This window comes from Mucilaginibacter sp. A5337, from assembly GCF_059690695.1.
The window spans coordinates 162,316-183,592 of record NZ_JCAWEC010000004.1 but is presented as its reverse complement, the minus strand read 5'-3'; the positions used below and the strand labels follow the sequence as shown (position 1 = coordinate 183,592).

The 21,277-nt window shown below is 42.5% G+C and carries 17 protein-coding genes; 16 read left to right on the top strand and 1 reads right to left on the bottom strand.

The annotated features are described in order from the left end of the window. The first annotated feature begins 105 nt into the window (after window positions 1-105). From AC59JO_RS14625 to AC59JO_RS14555, 15 genes are all read left to right on the top strand, one after another. The gene (locus tag AC59JO_RS14625; RefSeq protein ID WP_497306151.1) at window positions 106-1,269 is read left to right on the top strand and encodes a FecR family protein; all 1,164 of its coding nucleotides are present in this window, start codon (window positions 106-108) and stop codon (window positions 1,267-1,269) included. A gap of 363 nt (window positions 1,270-1,632) precedes the next feature. Then, window positions 1,633-4,992 carry a SusC/RagA family TonB-linked outer membrane protein gene (locus AC59JO_RS14620; protein ID WP_497306150.1) on the top strand — a complete coding sequence of 1,120 codons (3,360 nt, stop codon included), beginning with the start codon at window positions 1,633-1,635 and terminating at the stop codon, window positions 4,990-4,992. Window positions 4,993-5,019: 27 nt separating this feature from the next. After that, complete coding sequence (locus AC59JO_RS14615) at window positions 5,020-6,567, top strand: RagB/SusD family nutrient uptake outer membrane protein (RefSeq protein ID WP_497306148.1); 1,548 nt, start codon at window positions 5,020-5,022, stop codon at window positions 6,565-6,567. Window positions 6,568-6,683: 116 nt separating this feature from the next. Beyond that, a complete protein-coding gene (locus AC59JO_RS14610) occupies window positions 6,684-8,708 on the top strand; it encodes a kojibiose hydrolase (protein WP_497306146.1) in 2,025 nt (674 codons plus the stop codon). A gap of 270 nt (window positions 8,709-8,978) precedes the next feature. Beyond that, window positions 8,979-10,226 carry a cytochrome c3 family protein gene (locus AC59JO_RS14605; protein ID WP_497306144.1) on the top strand — a complete coding sequence of 416 codons (1,248 nt, stop codon included), beginning with the start codon at window positions 8,979-8,981 and terminating at the stop codon, window positions 10,224-10,226. A gap of 37 nt (window positions 10,227-10,263) precedes the next feature. Further along, window positions 10,264-10,431, top strand: a complete 168-nt coding sequence (locus tag AC59JO_RS14600) for a hypothetical protein (protein ID WP_497306142.1) — start codon at window positions 10,264-10,266, stop codon at window positions 10,429-10,431. 263 nt (window positions 10,432-10,694) lie between these two features. Next, window positions 10,695-12,560: an SGNH/GDSL hydrolase family protein gene (locus tag AC59JO_RS14595; RefSeq protein ID WP_497306141.1), complete on the top strand. Its 1,866-nt coding sequence runs from the start codon at window positions 10,695-10,697 to the stop codon at window positions 12,558-12,560. A 14-nt stretch (window positions 12,561-12,574) separates the two neighbouring features. After that, complete coding sequence (locus tag AC59JO_RS14590) at window positions 12,575-12,961, top strand: SxtJ family membrane protein (RefSeq protein ID WP_497306139.1); 387 nt, start codon at window positions 12,575-12,577, stop codon at window positions 12,959-12,961. 6 nt (window positions 12,962-12,967) lie between these two features. Further along, window positions 12,968-13,117 (top strand): DUF5989 family protein, encoded by a 150-nt coding sequence (locus tag AC59JO_RS14585; RefSeq protein ID WP_497306137.1) that lies wholly within the window; start codon window positions 12,968-12,970, stop codon window positions 13,115-13,117. 9 nt (window positions 13,118-13,126) lie between these two features. Continuing rightward, a complete protein-coding gene (locus tag AC59JO_RS14580; protein ID WP_497306135.1) occupies window positions 13,127-14,917 on the top strand; it encodes a carbamoyltransferase family protein in 1,791 nt (596 codons plus the stop codon). A 265-nt stretch (window positions 14,918-15,182) separates the two neighbouring features. Further along, window positions 15,183-15,929 carry a hypothetical protein gene (locus tag AC59JO_RS14575; protein ID WP_497306133.1) on the top strand — a complete coding sequence of 249 codons (747 nt, stop codon included), beginning with the start codon at window positions 15,183-15,185 and terminating at the stop codon, window positions 15,927-15,929. A gap of 264 nt (window positions 15,930-16,193) precedes the next feature. After that, window positions 16,194-16,460, top strand: a complete 267-nt coding sequence (locus tag AC59JO_RS14570) for a helix-turn-helix domain-containing protein (RefSeq protein ID WP_477388706.1) — start codon at window positions 16,194-16,196, stop codon at window positions 16,458-16,460. Next, window positions 16,457-16,774, top strand: a complete 318-nt coding sequence (locus AC59JO_RS14565) for a hypothetical protein (RefSeq protein ID WP_497306131.1) — start codon at window positions 16,457-16,459, stop codon at window positions 16,772-16,774. The genes AC59JO_RS14570 and AC59JO_RS14565 overlap by 4 nt, the downstream gene beginning before the upstream one ends. 389 nt (window positions 16,775-17,163) lie before the next feature. Then, window positions 17,164-17,715, top strand: a complete 552-nt coding sequence (locus AC59JO_RS14560; RefSeq protein WP_497306129.1) for a BfmA/BtgA family mobilization protein — start codon at window positions 17,164-17,166, stop codon at window positions 17,713-17,715. A gap of 41 nt (window positions 17,716-17,756) precedes the next feature. Beyond that, complete coding sequence (locus tag AC59JO_RS14555; protein ID WP_497306127.1) at window positions 17,757-18,731, top strand: DUF5712 family protein; 975 nt, start codon at window positions 17,757-17,759, stop codon at window positions 18,729-18,731. 719 nt (window positions 18,732-19,450) lie between these two features. Here AC59JO_RS14555 and AC59JO_RS14550 read toward each other — a convergent pair. Next, window positions 19,451-20,029, bottom strand: coding sequence for a hypothetical protein (locus AC59JO_RS14550; RefSeq protein ID WP_413669961.1), 579 nt, complete (start codon window positions 20,027-20,029; stop codon window positions 19,451-19,453). Window positions 20,030-20,318: 289 nt separating this feature from the next. On the opposite strand from AC59JO_RS14550, the gene AC59JO_RS14545 reads away from it, so the two are divergent. Next, window positions 20,319-21,191 (top strand): DUF7003 family protein, encoded by an 873-nt coding sequence (locus AC59JO_RS14545; RefSeq protein WP_497306125.1) that lies wholly within the window; start codon window positions 20,319-20,321, stop codon window positions 21,189-21,191. The last annotated feature ends 86 nt before the right edge of the window (window positions 21,192-21,277 follow it).

Below are 21,277 nucleotides of genomic sequence, written 5' to 3'. Positions count from 1 at the left end.
TTTACCTTTGATTATCAGATTTTTATGATATAGTTAAAAATTATTCACTTTTTGATTCATTGGTTTTTTTTCAATTGACGTATTCCCACTATAAACGCTTGAATTATGGACGGAAGTCAACAGGATTTATGGGAACGCTTTATTCGAAACGAATGCACGATAGCAGAAATCGAAGCTTTATTGGCTCAATTTAAGAATGCCGCCAATGAAACCGATTTGCGTATGCTGATCGAAGCAGAACTGCGTAAAGAGGCAACCCAGATTGATCCTGCCTTACCTGACCTGGAACAGAAGGAGGAAGAAATATATGCAGCCTTATTGCCACATATCCGGATGGAACGCAAACTATCTTTATGGCCACGCATTGCTGCTGCAGCTTCCGTCGTAGTATTATTAGGATTTGGCGGGTATTTTGCGTTGCACAAAAAGCATACATCGGTACAATTAGTGCAAAATCCTCTACAAGTTATTGCTCCAGGACAAAATCGGGCAACGCTAACCCTGGCAAATGGCCAAAGGATCGTTTTAGCTAAAGGTTTGAAAGGGCAATTAGCAGTACAGGGCGGGACGGTTATTCAGGCCAGCGACAATGATATTACCTACAATAGCTCTGATAAAGAAGAGACGGTTAGTTATAACACATTAACCACAACAAAAGGCGAACAGTCTCCCTATCCATTGATTTTGGCAGACGGCACCAAGGTGTGGCTGGACGCGGCCTCTTCAATCACATTTCCAACGAGTTTTACTGGCAAACAGCGTAAGGTTCAACTCACTGGACAAGGTTATTTTGAAGTAAGTCATAATCCGGCTATGCCATTTATTGTGAAAACATCCAAATCTGAAGTGCAGGTATTAGGTACGCACTTTAATATATCGGCGTATGACGATGATCAGGAAACTAAAACAACGCTATTGGAAGGTTCAGTGAGAATAAAGGGCAAAACTGCAACTGGCATACTAAAACCTGGAGAACAAGCTGTATTAACAGAAAATGATCGGCTGTCAATAATTAAAGACGTAGATACTGAAGCGGAGGTCGCATGGAAGAATGGATTGTTTGTCTTTAAAAAGGAGAGCATCGAGCAGGTTATGACGAAGGCTTCACGCTGGTATGATATAAATATTAAATACGAAGGAAACGTTCCTAAAAGAAAGCTTAGCGGAAGGATGTCACGCGCAGCGGATATATCAGAGTTGCTGGGAATATTGCAATTTGGAGGCATTAAATATCGGGTCGAGGGAAAAAATATCATTATCGCTAATTAGATAAAGACTGGCTTATGGGAAGGCCAATCTGTTGAATATCTGATATAGTACTGAATTTAATAAACAACCAATTATTCACTTAAAAACTAATTATGGAGAAAGAACTACGAAGAACCACCTAAAAACTGATACCCTTAATGATTATGTATGGACTATTAGTGTAATATCCTTATTACACGGTTGGCCTGTATAAATAAAAACCGGGAAGTGCTCTAACACTTTCCCGGCTAATATCTGGGTATCCAACCATCAGAAGTAAACCAATTTAAATCTAACGTTTAACCCAAAGTAACCAAAATTATGAAAATTAATTTAAAGTGCGCGGAAGCGTCATGGCGCACTATGTCCAAAATTTTTCAAATTATGAAGCTAACGATTGTCATATTGATTATAGCATTTGCACAAGTAAGTGCAAAAAGCTTTGGTCAGCTAATTACTCTTCATGAAAAGAATGTGTCTGTAGACAAAGTTTTATCATTAATAGAAACCCAGACAGGATATCATTTTGTATACTACGATAATTTTGATGTTCTTAAAGCGAAAACTTTAAATATCAACGTAGAAAAGCAAACAATTGCTAATGTTCTTGACCAATGTTTTAATGGCATTCCGGTTAGTTATAAAATACTCAAAAAAACCATTGTTTTAAAAGAGACAGACCAACCGCAAATTGAAAAACAGGCAGCCACACCCCAGAAAATTAAAGGAATTGTAACCGACGACAAGGGTGCGCCATTGCCCGGTGCATCCGTTACTATAAAAGGTACGTCGAAAGGTGTCATTACCAATAACAACGGAGAATTTTCGATTGATACCCAACCCGGAGACGTATTGGTCGTGTCTTTCATAGGCTTTCAAATCCAGGAGATTAAAATTGGCTCTCAAACAAATATTGAAATCAGGATGACCGCGCTCAACAGCGGATTAAATGAGGTCGTTGTTATAGGATACGGCACGCAAAAGAAAGCTACTCTAACCGGCGCCATTTCGAGTGTTAGCTCAGATGATCTGAAAGGCCAACAGGTCACCCGCGTTGACGATGCGCTGGGAGGCCGTGCAGCGGGCGTTGTGGTTACGCAAAGTTCAGGTGCCCCTGGTTCTGCTCCAAGCATTGTCATAAGAGGTGTTAACTCATTAACCAATAGCAATCCTTTATACGTAGTTGACGGACAGATATGGGATAATGGTGGTTATGACTCTATTAATCCCAATGATATTGAATCGATCCAGGTCCTGAAAGATGCTTCGGCGGGTATTTACGGTTCGCGCTCAGCAAATGGCGTTATATTGATCACCACAAAAAAAGGTAAAGCAGGTGAACCAAAGCTTAACTATAATTTTTATTACGGTTCGCAAACAGTTGCTAATAAGCTCAAATTAGCTAATGCTACCCAGTATGCCCAACTAAGAAACCAAGCTGTTACTAATGATGGCGGTACTGCACCATTTGCAAACCCCTCGCAATATGGTACAGGTACAAACTGGGAGAATGAAATATTCGGCACAGCACCTATCATGAGTCAAAACTTGTCAGTAAGCGGCGGTACCGATAAATCAAGTTATTTTACCTCAGTAGCTTATCTTGACCAGAAAGGTATAGTTATGCCAGACTATTCTGATTACAAAAGGGCGAACTTCAGGGTAAACACCAGTTTCCAACCTAAAAAGTATATTAAGTTTGGTGAAAACTTTAACTACAACTATACAAGGACCACAACATTCTTTAATACAAACTACTGGGGCGGCGGCCCGCTGATCGAGGCGATCAACCTCGACCCGATCACCCCGGCAGTTGTTACTGATATAAATTCACAGCCTAACGCTGCACTATATAACAACAACGCTGCCTACCTTGTAAGAAATGCACAAGGCCTGCCTTACGGTATATCAAACTATGTGGCCCAGCTTAACCCATTGGCAGATGTTCAAACAGTGAAAGGTGATTACGGCTGGTCGCATAACTTATTCGGCGATGCATATTTCGAAATTGACCCGATAAAAGGTTTGTCAATTAAAACAGAAATTGCTGCCAAGCAATCGTTTTATGGCATAGAGGCGTTCACACCGCTTTATTATTTAAACTCGACCAACAGCAACCTGGCACAAACCATCCAGTCGCGCACATCGAACCAGAACCTCGAATGGAACTGGGACAATACAGCAACCTATACCCGTTTAGTAGGTAAACATAACTTTACCGTTTTGGTTGGTACAAGCGCTGAACAGGAAAGCGGTACCCAGGTGGGCGCTACCAACTATGGTGAGCCTATTTCTACTTATCAACAGGCTTCATTCAATTTTAACTTGCCCCAGTCACAACGATTTGGTTCTGGCGGCGATAGCCAACCAATTACGCATTCTTCATATTTCGGTCGTGTTACTTATGATTATGATCAGAAATACCTGATCCAGGGTAGTATTCGCCGTGATGGTTCTTCAAAATTCGGCCCCGATAACGTCTATGGTACTTTCCCTTCTGTGTCGGCAGGGTGGGTTGCCACAAAAGAAGACTGGTTCCCTAAAAATACCTTTATTGATTATTTGAAAGTTCGTGCTTCTTATGGTGTGTTAGGTAATGAGCTGGCATTAGCCCCTTTCCAATACTCCCCAGTAGTAAGCGGTATCGGCAGCTATATTTTTGGCCCTGCAGGCAGCCAGACATTAGTTACCGGTTACGGCCCGCAAACATTGGCTAATCCGAATTTGCAGTGGGAGCGGGACAAATCAACTGATTTAGCAATTGACGTTACTATGTTTCATGATCTTACAGCAACACTTGATTTTTATAAAAAAGTTAGCGATCATTTGTTGATGCAGGTACCACTTCCGGCATACGTAGGTGTTAACAGCGCCCCATATTCAAATGCCGGCGGCATAACTAACAAAGGCGTTGAATTGCAGTTAGGCTACAACCATAATTTTGGTGACCTTACTGTAAAATTAAACGGAAACATCTCCTACAATAAAAACACAGTTACAAACCTGAACGTGCTTCCATTTATCAATACAGGCTACTGGCAAGCAGCTAACCCATCCAACATCCAGCGTATTTCAGTTGGCGAGCCGATCAACTATTTCTACGGTTACAAAGTAACGGGCATATTCCAGTCACAGGCTCAGGTAAACGCGTATAAAGATGCCAGCGGCAACCTGTTCCAGCCTAATGCTAAACCTGGTGACCTGATCTATGCTAACACCACAGGCGTAGGCCCGATTGGCCCAAGCGATCGTCAAAACCTGGGCAGCCCGATTCCAACCTGGTATTATGGCTTTAATTTTGCGGTAAATTACAAACAGTTTGACCTTAACGTATTTGGCCAGGGTGTTTGGGGCAACAAAATATTTCAACAATATCGCCGTCTGGATGTAACACCCGCTAACTACCCGATAGCTGCGCTAAATGCCTGGACACCAAGCAATACCAATACAAGCTATCCAAGGCTGACAGATGCCGATCCGAACGGCAACTTCCATACTCCGTCAAGTTTCGACCTGCAAAGCGGTGCTTATCTGCGCATAAAAACATTACAGCTTGGTTATACATTACCAAAATCTCTTACCAGCAAATGGGATGTTAGCCGTATACATGTTTACGTAGGCGGTGATAACCTGTTCACTATAACAAAATATAACGGTTACGATCCTGAAATATCTGGTGGTGTTGACCAGGGCGTGTACCCTAAAGCTAAAATTATTCGCATTGGTTTAGATGTATCATTATAATTATTGAACCATTAAAAATATTATATCATGAAAAAAATTGATCTTAAATATATGGCTATTTTTTTGCTGGGGTTATTTACATTAGCGTCCTGCAAAAAATCTTTCCTGGAAACAACTCCCAAGGGGGAGTTTCTTCAGGCGAACTATTACTCTACGCCCGACGAGGCGTTTGCTGGCCTGACAGCGGCTTATGACCCGCTGGTTACTGAAACAGGTGGTTTGGATGGCACCTATACCGATCCGCGCGGACCATTAAACTCGGCTTCGGATGATTGCTACGCTGGCGGTGGTGGTTCAGGCGACGTTCCAGACTGGCAGTTGTTCAATAATTACCAGCTTACCTCGGGTTCAGGGCCACAGCAGGGTTTCTGGCCAATCAATTTCTTAGGTGTGAGCAGGGCCAACACTATTCTTAACGTACTGCAAACTACTTCTATTGCAGGGTTGAGCGACGCTACTAAAAACAGGTACATTGCCGAAGCTACATTTCTGCGTGCGCACTACAATTTCGATCTGCTAAGGTTATTCAAAAATATTCCGTTGATAACCAAACCGGTGGCTGCTACTGATATTTACACCCTAACTCAAGCGGCTCCTGACGCTGTTTACGCTTCCATTGAGGCTGACTTGCAGGCTGCTATCCCTAACCTGCCTGCAACTGTTAGTGGCAGTGAACTGGGCCGTGTTACACAAGGCGCTGCAATTGCATTGCTTGGTAAAGTTTATTTGTACGATAAAAAATACACCCAGGCAGCAACTGAACTGGCAAAAGTAAATGGTGCACCAGGTAGCACAACCCCTATTTATGGCTATCATTTACAGGCAAATTTTGGCCAGATATTCAACCCGGATAATAAGTTCAACAGTGAATCTATCTTTGAATGGAATTTTTCACCAAACCAGGCTTATACCTGGAATAACTGGAATACATTCAAAGGCGACATTTACACACAAATGATCGGCCCGAGGGATTATGCCGACGCAGTGTATGCTGGTGGCTGGGGCTTTAATCCCGTTACCAAACAATTGGTAAGCGCATTCACTGCTCCTTACGACGGCAGTGGTGTTAAAGATCCAAGATATGGTTACACCATACTGAATATGGATAGCCTTGCCGCAGCACGAAGCGCAACCTACTCACCAAGCTACCAGAACACAGGTTATTTCACTTTAAAATATGCTCCGTTAACCAAATACATTCCAACACAAGGTACTTCTACGCTAAACTTTCCAAACAACTATATTGAAATACGTTTGGCCGATACTTACCTGATGGAAGCTGAGGCTTTATTACAAGGCGGCGGTGATGCTGCAAGGGCCGCTGCTTTAATAAATGCAGTGCGTGCCCGTGTTGGCCGAGCACCAGTAGCAGCAACAATGGCTAACATTAAAGCCGAGCGCCGTTTGGAACTTGCGACCGAAGGCCACCGTTGGTTTGACCTTGTAAGGTGGGGCGATGCAGCGTCGACACTTGCATTTAAAGGTTTTACAGCAAATAAAAATGAACTTTTGCCTATCCCGCTTACTGATCTTGCCAATACCAAGCTTGTTCAGAACCCTGGATATGCTAAGTAATGATTAATAGACGATTTGTAAATAAAGCTACCGGGTAATACCGGTAGCTTTTATGAAGAACTATCAATCACGCAGCTTAATGAGGCTTTAAAAAATACGCGCTTTAAAATTTTGTTATGATTTATAGAATTATTACGTCCGGATTTTTTATATTTTTTTTCATAATCATTTCTCTAACGGCACAGGCACAAGACCCTTGGATACTTAAGGCTGATAACGTTAATGGTCGTTATTATGGGGAAACCGTTGCCAATGGCGCAGTAGGCATAGTGACTTCAAATACGCCCTTTAAAATTCAGGATGTGGTACTGGCCGGCGCATACGACTTGTACGGCAGAGGCCGGGTCAGTAATTTCCTGAAAGACTTTAACCTGTTAAATATGCGTTTTCAAATTGACCGGGCATTAAATGTTTCAGGAATGACGCAACAGCTCAACATGCGTAACGGTTCCTTCACTACCACGTTCAATGATACCGACAAGGCAACGGTTACTTATACGTATTATGCCCTAAGACAATTACCCTATACGGTCATGATGGACGTTTCCGTTACCGCAAAAAAAGATATTACCATTGATGTGGCAAATATATTGTCATCACCGGATGCTATGAAGGATGTTCAGAATTATTTCCATCAAATCGACGACCTTCCGCACGCTATGATCAGCTTACTTACCTCTACAGGTAAAAGCCCTACCGGAAAACTGACTATGGTTGCCTCCAACACTTTTTTATTACCTGAACCAAATGGTGAAGGGCCCAGGCTGGTTAATGAAGAATTTGACAGTAACGAGAACATACTGAAGTTTTCAAAAAGAATAAAAGCCGGGGAAACATATACATTCGCACTGGTAGGCTCCACACTTACATCAGCGCAGCACGACGACCCCTTGAACGAAGCCGAGCGTCTGACCATCTTTGCAAAACTGGAAGGAAGAGAGCGCTTGTTGAAACTCCATAACCAGGCATGGGATGAATTATGGAAAAGCGATATCCAGATTGAAGGCGATCCGCAATCTCAGCAGGATGTTCACGCTATGTTATATCATTTGTATGCTTTTACACGTGAAGGTTCCTCCTCTTCTCCATCTCCTATGGGGCTAAGTGGTCTCGGGTATAATGGCCATGTGTTCTGGGACACCGAATTATGGATGTACCCCGGATTACTGTTGCTGCATCCTGAATTGGGTAAATCACTTCTGGAATACAGGTATCAAAGACTGGAAGCCGCTAAGCGAAACGCGTTCGACAAAGGCTATAAAGGTGCTATGTATCCCTGGGAAAGTGCAGCAAGCGGTGTTGAAGAAACACCGGTATGGGCGCTCACCGGCCCGTTCGAACACCATATAACGGCAGATGTTGCCATAGCTGCCTGGAATTATTATTGTGTAACAAAGGACAAAAACTGGCTGAAAGAAAAAGGTTGGCCCATACTATCGGCAACAGCGGATTTTTGGGCAAGCCGTGTTGAAAGAAACAGGCCGGGAAATTATGAAATCAAGAATGTGGTCGCTGCCGATGAGTGGGCGGAAAATATAAACAACAACGCGTTTACCAATGCCGCCGCCAAGGCAAATTTAAAATACGCCACCGAAGCTGCAAAAATAATTGGTGTTACCCCAGATCCGGACTGGATGGCCGTCGCTAACAATATTCCTATCCCGAAATTCGAAAATGGAGTAACCAGAGAGTATGATAGCTATAATGGCCAAAATATCAAACAGGTTGATGTCAACCTGCTGGCTTATCCACTCCACGAAGTGACCGACCCTGAAGCTATCAAAAAAGACCTTGAGTATTATGAAACCAGGGTGGGTAATGGACCTGCGATGACGCATGCCATCTTTTCAATTTTATATTCGAGGCTTGGCGATGGAGAAAAAGCATTCCAAGTATTTAAGAACGGATACAAACCGAATGAGCTGCCGCCATTTGGCGTGCTTGCTGAATCAGCTGGAGGAACCAATCCATATTTTGCCACGGGAGCCGGTGGACTGATACAGGCGATGCTCAATGGATTTGGAGGGCTTGAGATTACTTCCAACGGTATTATCCAAGTAAAATCGAAATTGCCTGCTCAATGGAAGTCATTGAAACTGATTGGAATAGGTGTGGATAAGAAAACATATTTAGTAAAGTAAACAGCAAATAATATAATGGTACGTTGCCACATTTTTTGAAGAACATTAATTGTTAGCGGATGGGCTACGGTGTCTGCCGTAATGGCAGGCAAGGAGATTCAGGAACATACCAACAGCGAGTTTGGTAGATTTAAGACCTCCATTCTTAAGAAGTATGGCTGCCAATACAATCAGTTTGCCACATTCTATTACAACGCTTATTGTTTAATAATAGCTTAGATACCAATGCAGCTATATAACCGATCATAAATTGATATTTGTAAAACTTGGATGAAGAATAGTAGAAAATTATTTTTAACACTGGTATTTATCATCCCGTTGGTGGCCATTTTTTCGCAATGCCTTACCATCAACAAAGATAAGCCTGACCCCCGCGGAGATATTTTTGCCGGTTCATCAACCTGTATAAAATGCCATAGGGATGTTTATGACAATTACCTGCAAACCGCCCATTTTTCGACCACGCGACTTGCCGATATTCATAGCATAGGCGGCAGTTTTGATCATGGTAAAAACGAATATCATTTTAGTAAAGACGAAAAAGTTGTGATGGAAAAACGCAAGGACGGGTTATACCAGGTTGCGTATGTTAAAGGAAAAGAGATCGCTGCCCAACGCTTTGATATTACCTTCGGTAGTGTAAAAGCCGAAAGCTATTTATCATGGAAAGGGAACCAAACATTTCAGTTGCCATTATCATACTTCAAAGCTTTAGGATGGACAAACAGCCCCGGTTTTGATTCAACCTATGTTGATTATGGCAGGGTGATAGGCAGGCGCTGTTTTGAATGTCATGCTTCGTACATTAAAGATCTGCCGATGCAGAATCAAAGCCTTAGACAAACCGAAAGCTTTGATAAAAGCTCGGTCATATTAGGTATTGATTGCGAACGCTGCCACGGCCCATTAGCTAACCATGTTAATTACCAAACAGACTACCCTAATGAAAAGAATCCGAAGTATGTGGCAACTTATCTCTCACTATCGAGGGCGCAACGGGTAGATATGTGTGCAGTCTGTCACTCAGGCAATAAAAGCCGCATTTTAAGGTCTGTTTTCGCTTTTAAGCCGGGCGATACGCTTGCTCACTTTAAGGAAATGCCACTGTTTCCCGAAGCCATCGATTCAACAAAACTGGATGTGCATGGTAACCAGGCTCAGTTGCTCGCCAGCAGCAAATGCTTTATATACAGCAAAATGGATTGCGCCAGCTGCCATAATGTGCATAAGAACGATAGAGGCAACCTGGCTTTATACTCACAAAAATGTATGACCTGCCACAATACCGTCAACCATAACTTTTGCCCAATGGAATCATCATTAGGCGCGGCAATAAAAAACAATTGTATTGATTGCCACATGCCCGCACGGTCGTCGAATGTAATTACTGTTGAAACCGCCGGAAAAGGAAGGGAAGTACCCTACCTGGTACGTACCCATCACATAGCCGTATACGCCGATGCTTCCCAAAAAGTAATTAACTATTTAAAAGCGGCTAACAAGTTAACATCAAAATAAAACAAGGACAATTTGTAATATTTAACCTATTTACACCATGAATATCAACATCAAAAAATACCCGTATGCATTAATAGCTGTAGGATTCATCATTACACCGATTGCAGTTAAGACCCAGCTGGGCTTCACAGCGGCATGCGGTATAGAAGTTGTGGGGGCCGATGACAAACCATTTTTAATGCGTGGCACTAATTTAGGAAACTGACTTATACCCGAGGGTTATATGTTTTTGCATAAGGGCGATACCAACTCAATTGCAGTGGAAGCTCTCAAATATTCAATATAAAACTCAATTCAAAAAAAAGTATATTAACTAACGGATTTGTTGCTACTTATACATACTAATATCAAACATTATTTAACTACTATAGAAATTGAACAAATGAAAAAAGCGACCTCAATTCTATCTATTAGCAAATATTTTATTATGGGTAGAACACAAAAGCAACAATACCAATACCCGAAGCAATGGTAAGCGAGCAAATTCAAACATCTGCCAACAATGGATTTTGGCAGAATACAGGTAAATCGCCAAAAGGTAAAAAACTACTGCTATTTAAGGCGCTGGCTATTTTGTTCCCGTTTGCGCTTTTGGTAATATTAGAGTTTGCGCTACGCCTTGGGAACTACGGCCACAATACCAACCTGTTTGTTAAATACGCGAAAGACGACCGCTTTATGCAGATGAATTATTACGCATCGGACAAGTTTTTTTCGGATACTTTAAATGCTACTAAAGGCAATAACGAGCTTTTTACTGTTGATAAAGCACCAAATACCTTCAGGATATTTGTTTTGGGCGAATCAACTACTATCGGGTATCCTTATTTCCATAACGGCTCGTTCCATCGCTGGCTGCAATACCGGCTGATGCAGATGTACCCTGATAAGAATTTTGAGATCATCAACCTGAGTTTAACGGCTGTAAACTCGTACACCGTGCTTGATTTTGGCAGTCAGCTTGCCAAATACCAGCCCGATGCCATAATGATATATACCGGCCATAACGAATATTATGGTGCTTTGGGCATAGGCTCGACCAGTTATGTCGGGAGCAACCGCTTTTTGGTTGAAACCCTGCTTAAGCTGCGCGGGTTAAAACTGGTGCAGTTGCTGAATAATACCATGAAAAAGGTGGCGGGCGTGTTTTCGGGCAAAAAGGTAGACGACCGCGAAACCCTGATGAAACGCATGGCAGCCCGGCAGGAGATAGCCTATGGATCGAAAGATTACCAGGCTGGTATTGACCAGTTTGATAAAAATATGACTGGACTGTGCAGCCTGTTTAATGATGAAAAGATACCTGTATTTTTAAGCACGGTAGTAAGCAATGAAAAAGATCTGCCGCCTTTTATAAGCAATGGTAGCGGGCAGGGTTCGGCAACTTATATTTATAAAGCGGGGCAGCAGGCTTACGCACAGGGCAACTTTGTCCTTGCCAAGCAGGATTTTGATAAGGCGAAAGAACTGGATGAGCTACGTTTCCGCGCGCCGGAGGCTATAAATACCATTATTAAAAAAATAGCCACTGAATATCCAGAAGTCCATTTGGTTGATACAAAAAAGCTGTTCGAGCAATATTCGCCGCATGGCATTATCGGCAGAGAAACTATTTTGGAGCATGTACACCCCAACCTGTACGGGTATGCGATTATGTCGGAGGCATTTTACCAGGCCTTTCAGCAACAACACCTGATAACAGCTACGCCGCAAAAGGTAATGACCTTTGATGAACTGCGGAAGGATATGCCTGTAACCCGCCTCGACTCGTTGAACGGGCAGTACCAGATAGCATCATTAAAAACCGGCTGGCCGTTCAATCAACCTATGCCCGCTGCAACAGGCACCCTGGATCTGGAAGATACACTGGCCGAAAAGGTAGCAATGGGCCAAATGCAATGGCGCGACGCGATGAACATGATATTTGAGCACGACAAGCAAACTGACAACAAGCAAGGTGCATTAAGGGTTCTTGAGGCTTCATCGTTGGAATACCCCCAGAACGAGCAGTTCTGCGGCTACGCGGCTAATTTGAACGCGATATTAAATAATTACGATAAGGCAATATTTTACTATAAAAAGCTATATAACCTAAGTCCCGGCGACCAGATACCCCAAAGTATTATTAAACTGTATATTAAAGCCGGTGAACCCCAAAAGGCGCTGGCTTTTGTACCGAATCTGCCGCAGGCACAACAGGCTCCGGTTGAAAATATACTGGGGCAAATTTTGAGCGATGAGCGAACCCTTAAAGCCCAGCCGGATAACAAGCAAGCCGCCGACCGGATGGCAACTAATTATAGATTATTGGGTATTAGTGAAAACCCCCGTTAAAGCGCAATAAGTAAATGACAACAAACGAAGCCATAAAGCAAAACCGGAAATTTGGATACACAGTAGGCATAGCTTTGTTGGTATTGGCCGTATTACGCGTATTGGTAAAGCATAAATACGGTTGGGTGCTGCCCGGAATTGGGATACTACTGATATTGTTTGCATTCATAATTCCACTATGGCTCAACCCGCTGCGTTTAGTATGGGATAAAATAGGGCATGTGCTGGGCATTATCAACACCTATGTTTTGCTAACAATTTTTTACTTCGTGATACTAACCCCGTTAAGCCTTATCATGCGTTTATTTGGTAAGGATATATTAAAACTGAAACGCAATAAGCACGATACCTATTGGGAAACTACGGTTGAAAAAGCTGGCGGAATGGAAAACCAATTTTAAAATGATATGGAAGTACTGGTAGAATTTTTCAAGTTTTTGAAGCAGCGCAAGCGGTACTGGCTTTGGCCCTTGTGTATTGTACTGCTGCTGCTGGCTACCTTTTTGGCTATAGCCCAGAGCTCGGCGTTGGCACCGTTTATTTACTCATTATTTTAACCCTTGCCGATGTATATTTTGGGGATATCGGCTTACTACCACGACAGTGCCGCCTGCCTTATTAAAGACGGCGTTATACTGGCGGCGGTGCAGGAAGAGCGGTTCACTCGTGTGAAGAATGACGCGGCTTTCCCTCAAAATAGTATAAAATATTGTTTGGAATATGCCAATATGACCCTAAAAGATGTTCAGTATATTGTTTATTACGAAAAGCCTTTTTTGAAATTCGAGCGCTTGCTTGAAACGCATTTGGCATTTGCGCCAATGGGCATCAGGTCGTTTTTAAAGGCGATGCCTTTGTGGCTGAAGGAGAAGCTATACTTTAAACGCATGCTGATAAAGGGCCTACAGCTTATCGACCCAAGTTGGAAATACCAGGATAACAACCTGCTTTTTACCGAGCACCACCAGTCGCACGCGGCATCGGCGTTTTATGCCTCACCGTTTGATAAGGCCGTTATTTTAACGGTTGATGGGGTGGGCGAATGGGCCACGACGTCGGTTAGCAAGGGTGATGGGAATCGCATTGAGGCCATCAGTCATATCAATTTTCCACATTCAATTGGCTTGTTATATTCTGCATTTACGTATTATTTGGGGTTTAAGGTGAATTGCGACGAGTACAAGGTGATGGGCCTGGCGCCCTATGGTAAGCCTATTTATACCGACCTGGTATTACAGGAACTGATAGATGTAAAACCCGATGGCTCCTTCCGCCTGAATATGAGATACTTTAGCTATTCCACGGGATTGACCATGACGGGCAGCAAGTTCAACCGCCTGTTCAAAAATCCGGTTCGTGCGGCGGGGAGCGAGCTTACCCCCTTCCACATGGATATTGCGGCATCGATACAAAAGGCTACGGAATATGTAATGCTGAAACTGGCTACCGGTCTGCATCAAAAATATGGAGAAGATAACCTGTGCCTTGCCGGTGGCGTTGCGCTTAATTGCGTGGTTAATGGCAAGATACTGAAGCAATCGGGCTTTAAAAATATATGGATACAGCCCGCTGCTGGCGATGCAGGCGGCGCTTTGGGTGCGGCATTGGCGGTGTATTATGAGCATTTAAAGCAAAAGCGGATAATTATTCCCAACCATGATGCTATGCAAAATGCCCTGCTTGGCCCGGCATTTGGTGAAGCGGAGATAAAGCAAGCCTTAACCGCCCATAACCTGCAATACAAGCAACTGGCAGATGATGCACTTTACCCAACCATTGCTGCCGATATCGCCGCCGGGAAAGTAATAGGCTACTTTAAAGTTAGGATGGAGTTTGGGCCGCGGGCGTTGGGTGCCCGCAGCATTATTGCCGACCCGCGCAATAGTGATATGCAGTCGGTGTTGAATAGGAAGATAAAGTTTAGGGAATCGTTCAGACCATTTGCACCTGCGGTGATGGAGGAACATGCCGATGAGTATTTCGATTTGGGAACCGCCAGTCCGTACATGCTGTTGGTGGGGCAGGTTCGGGACGAGAAGCGCATCAATACTGAACTAAATACCGAAGAAACCAACGCCTTTGCCCGTATAAACCACGAGCGTTCGGTGATACCTGCTGTAACCCACCTCGACTACTCGGCCCGGTTGCAAACCGTTAACCGCGGGCAGCATCCCGACTTCTACAATCTTATCAACGCGTTTTACCAACTCACAACCTGCCCCATGGTTATCAATACCTCCTTTAATCGTATGGATGAGCCGATAGTTTGCTCACCTATGGATGCGGTATTGTGTTTTTTGAATACGGGAATTGACCTGTTAGTTGTGGAGGGATTTGTGGTTAGAAAGAGCGTTTAGTACCAACATCCGCAGAGGAGATTAAAAAATCAGCCAACAGCAAGTTTGGCAGATTTAAGACCTTCCATCCTTGAGAAAGATGGGAAACAAAAGATCAATAAAACGTAGGTTGATCTGGATTTAGTTGATGGCGTTCCGGGGTGAGATACGGAACGCCTTTTTTGTACCGTGCTCGAACCACTTATTTATGAAGGGAACGCCTGAATCTTTTTCTGGCAGATAAACTAAAGCTATGATAAGTCGTTTATCAAGAAATTTCATTGTTATGCCTTCAGACACTTATTTCAAATTTCGCGGCCGCTTTGAGTTAAATCCTCACAGGTATGATATCGGCTGGCCGATATTTACAGACAGAGTTTTCGGTTTAAATTTCTTTGTCAATAAGATTTATAAAATCAAAAAAGATGAGTACGCTACGTTTTACAATCACCAGTTAAATCATTACCTTGAGGGAAATGCAGGACAGGAAGAAGCTTTTTTCGATCATGTATATGATATTGTAAATACCAGGATTAAATTCTACAAAGGGCTTAAGCCGACCGCCCAGGGATTGAAATTTACCGCCAAACTGGAAGCGTTTCTGGCATACTTGGAAAGCATTGATCAGTGGCATAAAACACAACCCTTGGAATCAGTAATCGCTGATAAAAATAAACAGATTGACCAGTTGGAAGCAAAAATCAAAGAACTGGAGAACCAGATAAAAGATTACGTTAAATATGAAGCCGGTGAAAAGATCGTCATCAGCAAGGATGGTCTACCGGTGTTCATTGACCTGATTGATCAAATAAGGGATTTGAAGTTGCCGAACGATAATAAATTAGTAAACAGCCAAACGGCAAGCCCTTGGTATAAACTCATCGCCAAGAATTTTTTAAACGGAGATAAACCTATTGCTATAGGCACCGCCCAGAATTATTTCCCGGCCGATAAGGATAACCCACCGCCGAAATACACGATCATCTCTGAAAAAGACAAACTCTTCAAAATCATTCAAAAGCCTAAGAAATAGGCTTTTATCTTTTTATTCATGACCAAACGCCTCCAATGGTCATTCATTTTGCTGTTTTAGCCCTCACTTTTGAATCATTGTATTCGGTGGCTGGCATTTTATTGTTCCGCTGAACAGGTTTAATAAGAAAGGAGGGCATCACCGTGCGAAACTAAAGGAGATTTAATAAACAAACATTTGGGGTCACCCTATTAAAGTCCCCAATTAATAAAATAGGGCTCACCCAAATTTGGGTGAGAATTATTTACGAAAAAAATATCAACTATGACAGCAATTGAATTGATCACTAAGGAGGATTTAAGGGAGTTTAAAGGGGAGTTATTGAAAGAGATCAAACAACTGATGCAGCCGGGACAGGGGCAATCTAAGAAATGGCTGAAGAGCGTCGAAGTGCGGAAGCTATTGGGCATCTCGCCCGGCACACTTCAAAACCTACGAATTAATGGAACGCTGCGTTTTACCAAAGTAGGCAGCATCATGTACTATAAACTGGAAGACATCAACAAGATCCTGGAGGGTGAAGGCAAATGAAGTTGCAAAAGGAAATTGTTAAAGAACTGGCAGGCTATGCAAGCCTGGTCAGGCGCATGGAAAAAGACGACCGCTTACTGCCAACCCACCTCAGTTTATTTACGGGTTTATTTGTTTGCTGGCAGCGGAATGGTTTTTCCAGTCCGTTCAGTGTGACCCGGAAAACGCTCATGGCGTTTTCCAAGGTCGCATCTATTGCAACGTATCACAAGTGTATCAAAGAACTCGACGAATATGGTTATATCCATTATGAACCCTCTTATCACCCCAAACTCGGCAGCCAGATTCACTGGCCCACCGATTTGGAAGTGTAGCCCGATACTTTGTATCGGTATATCTGTATACCGGGCTATACAAATAACTGCATATCGGAATAACTGGTTATTCCGATATATGGATAGACCGATATCCGGATATATAAATCCGGTGCAGCCAAAGGCTGCACCGGTAATGATTTGCTTCATAAATCAGGAAGAAAAGCAGCGGTCGCTTCGCGAAAGCGAAGTGAGCAAGCGGAAGTTGGGCAGAGCCCTACTTTGCTTGCCCTCCGCTTCGCTACGGGGGTTTTATGTATCCTCCGGGGATACTTTAGAGCGTTTCCGCCTATGGAATAAAAGAAAACAGGATACTCGGCGGTATCCTGTATATAGGAATAAAGGCATAACCGTATAAACAGCTATGCCATCAGTATGAAAAGATGAGTATGGAAGATATCAATGTAAGATCTGTGAGATTTCCGGTAACAGTAGATCAGAAGTTTGAAAAGATCGCCCTTAAACTGGGCAGGACAAAGCGGCAGGTGTTTATCCAGATGGTCGATTACTTTTATAAAAGCAAGAAAGATCCCCTGGATCTGAATGATGAATTATTAAAAAATGCGCTGATGAAGAACCATCAGCAGTATATCGGTTTTATCAAAAGCCAGGAGAATATGTTGCTCATTCCGATCAAAACAGAAATGGACAGGGTATCTGTATCACAGGCCAAGATCATCGAACGCTTTAATACACAAATCCTCAAAGCGAATACGGATTTGCTGAATAATCAGCATGTGTTGGCGCAAAAGTTAACAGGAATAGATGCGCTGATGGATAACATCTCGAAAAACCAAAAAAGTAAAGATCAGCTGAAAAAACAGTTCCTGTTCATCCTTGACGGCTATATCAAATCAAGGGAGGCTTTCGGGATGATGACATCGGGCCGGGAAAAAGATGAGCTGATCGCCGTTACCAGATCACAAGTCAGTTTACTTTAATCATGTATTTTAATTCCCCCTTTAGGGGGTTGGGGGGCATTATGTTTATCAATATAACGGACAGCAAAGAAGCGGCAAACAAAGGCAGCAGCGCAGGGCTGGTAAATTATCTGGAAAAAGAAAACAGGATTGATCATAAGCAGGAACCTGAATACTGGTTCAATGGTCAGCAGATCAGGATAGAGCCTTACCAGGTCATGCGCAGTATCGATAATAATGTTGCCAAGCTGGGCAAAGACGATGCTAAGTTTTTCCTGGTCAATATTAGCCCAAGCCAGAAAGAGATCAGGTTTCTGAAAGAACAGTATGGCGAAGAGGGTGCTAAAGAACAGATGAAGGGCTTTGCGGTCAGGATGATGGATGCCTATGCAAAAAACTTTAACCGGGATGGTGTGAACAGTAACGAAGACTTGTTATGGTTCGCTAAGCTGGAAAACTACCGTTATTATAGCTATAATGACCCGGAAGTAAAACAAGGCCTAACACAACGGGGCGAACGTAAAGAGGGCGAGCAAATGCATGTGCAGGTTATTGTCAGCCGCAAGGATATAACCAATAAGATCAAGCTTAGCCCGATGAACACCTCAAGAGGTAAAAATGCGGAGCATTCTAAAATGATGGGACAGTTTGACCGGGTAGCATTCAAACAGAGCGGGGAATCTCTTTTTGACAGCCTGTTTGAATTTGATAGGCAGCTTAAAGATACGATGGCATACGCCAATGTTCAGAAGAACGGGGAGCTATCACAGCGGGAGCAGCTGGGTATGTTAGTCGAAGGTGCTTCGCGTAATTATGAAAACAGGTCGGTGGCCAATGAACTCGCGCAGGGAGTTGCGGATGGCTTGTTTACGACAACCGCCGTAATGTTGTCCGCAGTAGGTAAGACAGCAGCAAGCTTTTTGGAAGTGATGCTGGAACCGATGTATACGGGAGGTGCTAACATTGTCCCGGAAAGCGAGATGGAGAAAAAGAAAAAACGAAAGAAAAAGTACCAGGGCCAGCAGATCTCGCGTTGAAGCAGTGCGCTATTATAAATAGATATTCTTGTTTTTGATAGAAGAGAGTGGCCATTCAGCTGCGGCAGGCGGCTTTATTACACCACGTGCTTCGCTCCGGGTTCCATTACGCCGCCAGCCTCGCCGCTGCACGTGCAGGAGTGTATTCGTTCCTCATACACAACTGCCTTTCCCGCCCGCGGGTTATCGGTTAGTCACAGCACCGCGGTCACAAAATTAGCTCACGCAGGAAAACGGTAAAGGGTATATAAACGGGGCAGGGTTGTTTGTTTTTTGGCTTGCCCCGCCCTTGACCATTTTCCTGCTTAAAGCTCCGGTTGTTTAAGCGGTTCAATGACTGGGTGTGGCTGTAAAGTGTAAAACTTTGCTTGTCGTTTTATTATGATCATCGAAGGAAAATCGACGGTTAATCAAATTGCGGCGAGGGGGACTTCAAAACCAAGGCTTAAGTGTGTTAACTACCAAGACCTAATACCGTCGACATTTGTCAATTTCTGTAATTAAGACTATCCCTTTAAAACACCCTTTGATGGTATTTTAAAAAATAATCCTTAAATTTGAAATAACATTTACAGCCAGGGCTTATGAAACACTGGTGAGTTTTTGAAGAAGATATACGCAAAAACAGCGTTTGAAGCATATAGACCGATGGAGTTCGATTCTCGTCGGGACCACATTTTAACGACAAAAGCCTTTAGACGAGAGTCTGAAGGCTTTTTCTATTTTTTTACTTTTTCAAAATCATATTCTGTTAGTATTTCATCTAAATAAAGCCCTTTAAATTTTTCAGCTTTCAGTTTCTTCCCGGTTTCTATATCGACAATTTCTATTGCAGATTTAGCGTAGCCTCTGCCAAACTCAATGTCGGTCCTGTAAAACCCTTTGTCTAACGGTGACTTATTAACTAAACATACGGGATGAGCGCCGATTACCTCGTTATATTCATTGCACACAGAATTATATTCGTAATAATCTATTTCCCTTCTTTTTATATCCACAGAAACAACATTGAATATTTCCATATAAAATCGGTCATTATAATTGGCAAGGTCATAAAAGGAAATACCTTGGTAGTTATTATCAATACAAAACTCTTTAAACCTAGCGGAAACGATTACATAAGAGTCATAGGTTACCGAAATATCAGCCCTTCTGTTTTTTAGCTTGAAGTTGGGGTTCAAATGGAGATATCTATTTTTGACGTGGTCAAGACAGCCACAAATGTCAACGCCCCACATATTAGAATTCATGTAAGATTTGCTGTCATAAATACCAAGGGAATATCCAATTAAAGCCATATCTAAATATCAACAAAATTTATCGGTGTATAAGGTTTAGGTAACCAAATTATCTTCCAAATTCGCCTCACAATGCAAATCAGCCATAAAAGAGTTCGGGTTTTGTAGTCTAAAGACCCACATTTTAAGTCAAAAGCCTTTAGACTTCCGTCTAAAGGCTTTTGTCGTTATTGGAACTTTACAGTAGTTCGGTGATAACATCGAATACAAGCAAAAATAATTATGAGAAGCTTTGGATGAAAATTCAAAAGCTTTCATAATTCTTGTTGAATAAATTAACTTTAGTTTCATGAAACCGATTCCTATAATTGGCTTATTGACATTTGCTTTGTTGTTTTTTAACGTGGCCAATAATACTCCTTTTAAAACAAGCTTCACCGAAAAAGAGATACTTACTCAATTGGATCTTGCCTTTAAAGGCATTCCGAGCGAATATTACCCGGTTGGGAAGAAAGATGATATTAAATACAATTTCTTTTTTGACCTTGAACATGGCTATTTTTCAACAGCGGGTAATCGTATCCACCTTTATGCGGATGCAAGCCGTTGGGCAATTGTTTTTGAAAAAAGTGGTTACGCAAACCGCGGCGGTGATGCCGAGATCGAGTTGAATTATATAGGAAACTGCATTAATTATCCTATAGATAAATACCCTGAGCGGAATTATATCACTAATGTAAGCAGTATAATATTAATTACAGGAGAGGAATACGAGCGAATACAAAACAAGAGTGGGTCAGAAATGGAACAGTTCGAGTTAGTTGACCCAAACGCTAACTATGTTATTGTGAGAGGTCATAAGATTAAGATTGAACACAGCGATAAAAATTACACTCATTTTGGAATTAAGCCAAGAGGCTTCGATAACCCCAAGCGCCTAATAAGTTTTGAGGGATTAGTACGATACCTCAGCGAAACTCAACCCTCAATTGTGAATGCAACCAATGACGATATCAAAGCACATTTACCAGCCGACCTGCCTGAAATATCGGTTATAGATAAGTTCCATTTTGAGAGTGTTTATCAAAAACACATTTTGCCAAGTAACCAGGAAACGTATCAGTTGATTGCAAAAGTGCTTGTAACCGGAAATCCCGCTTTTTGGAAACCGAAAAACAAACCAAACAACCATTGGTCAAACTGGGAGTCGGGGAATTTATAACGGCTCACTAACATTGCTTTTAAAACTTCCGCTAAAGTGCTCAAATTTACTATTGATTGACTCAAAACAATATCATAAAAGAAAAG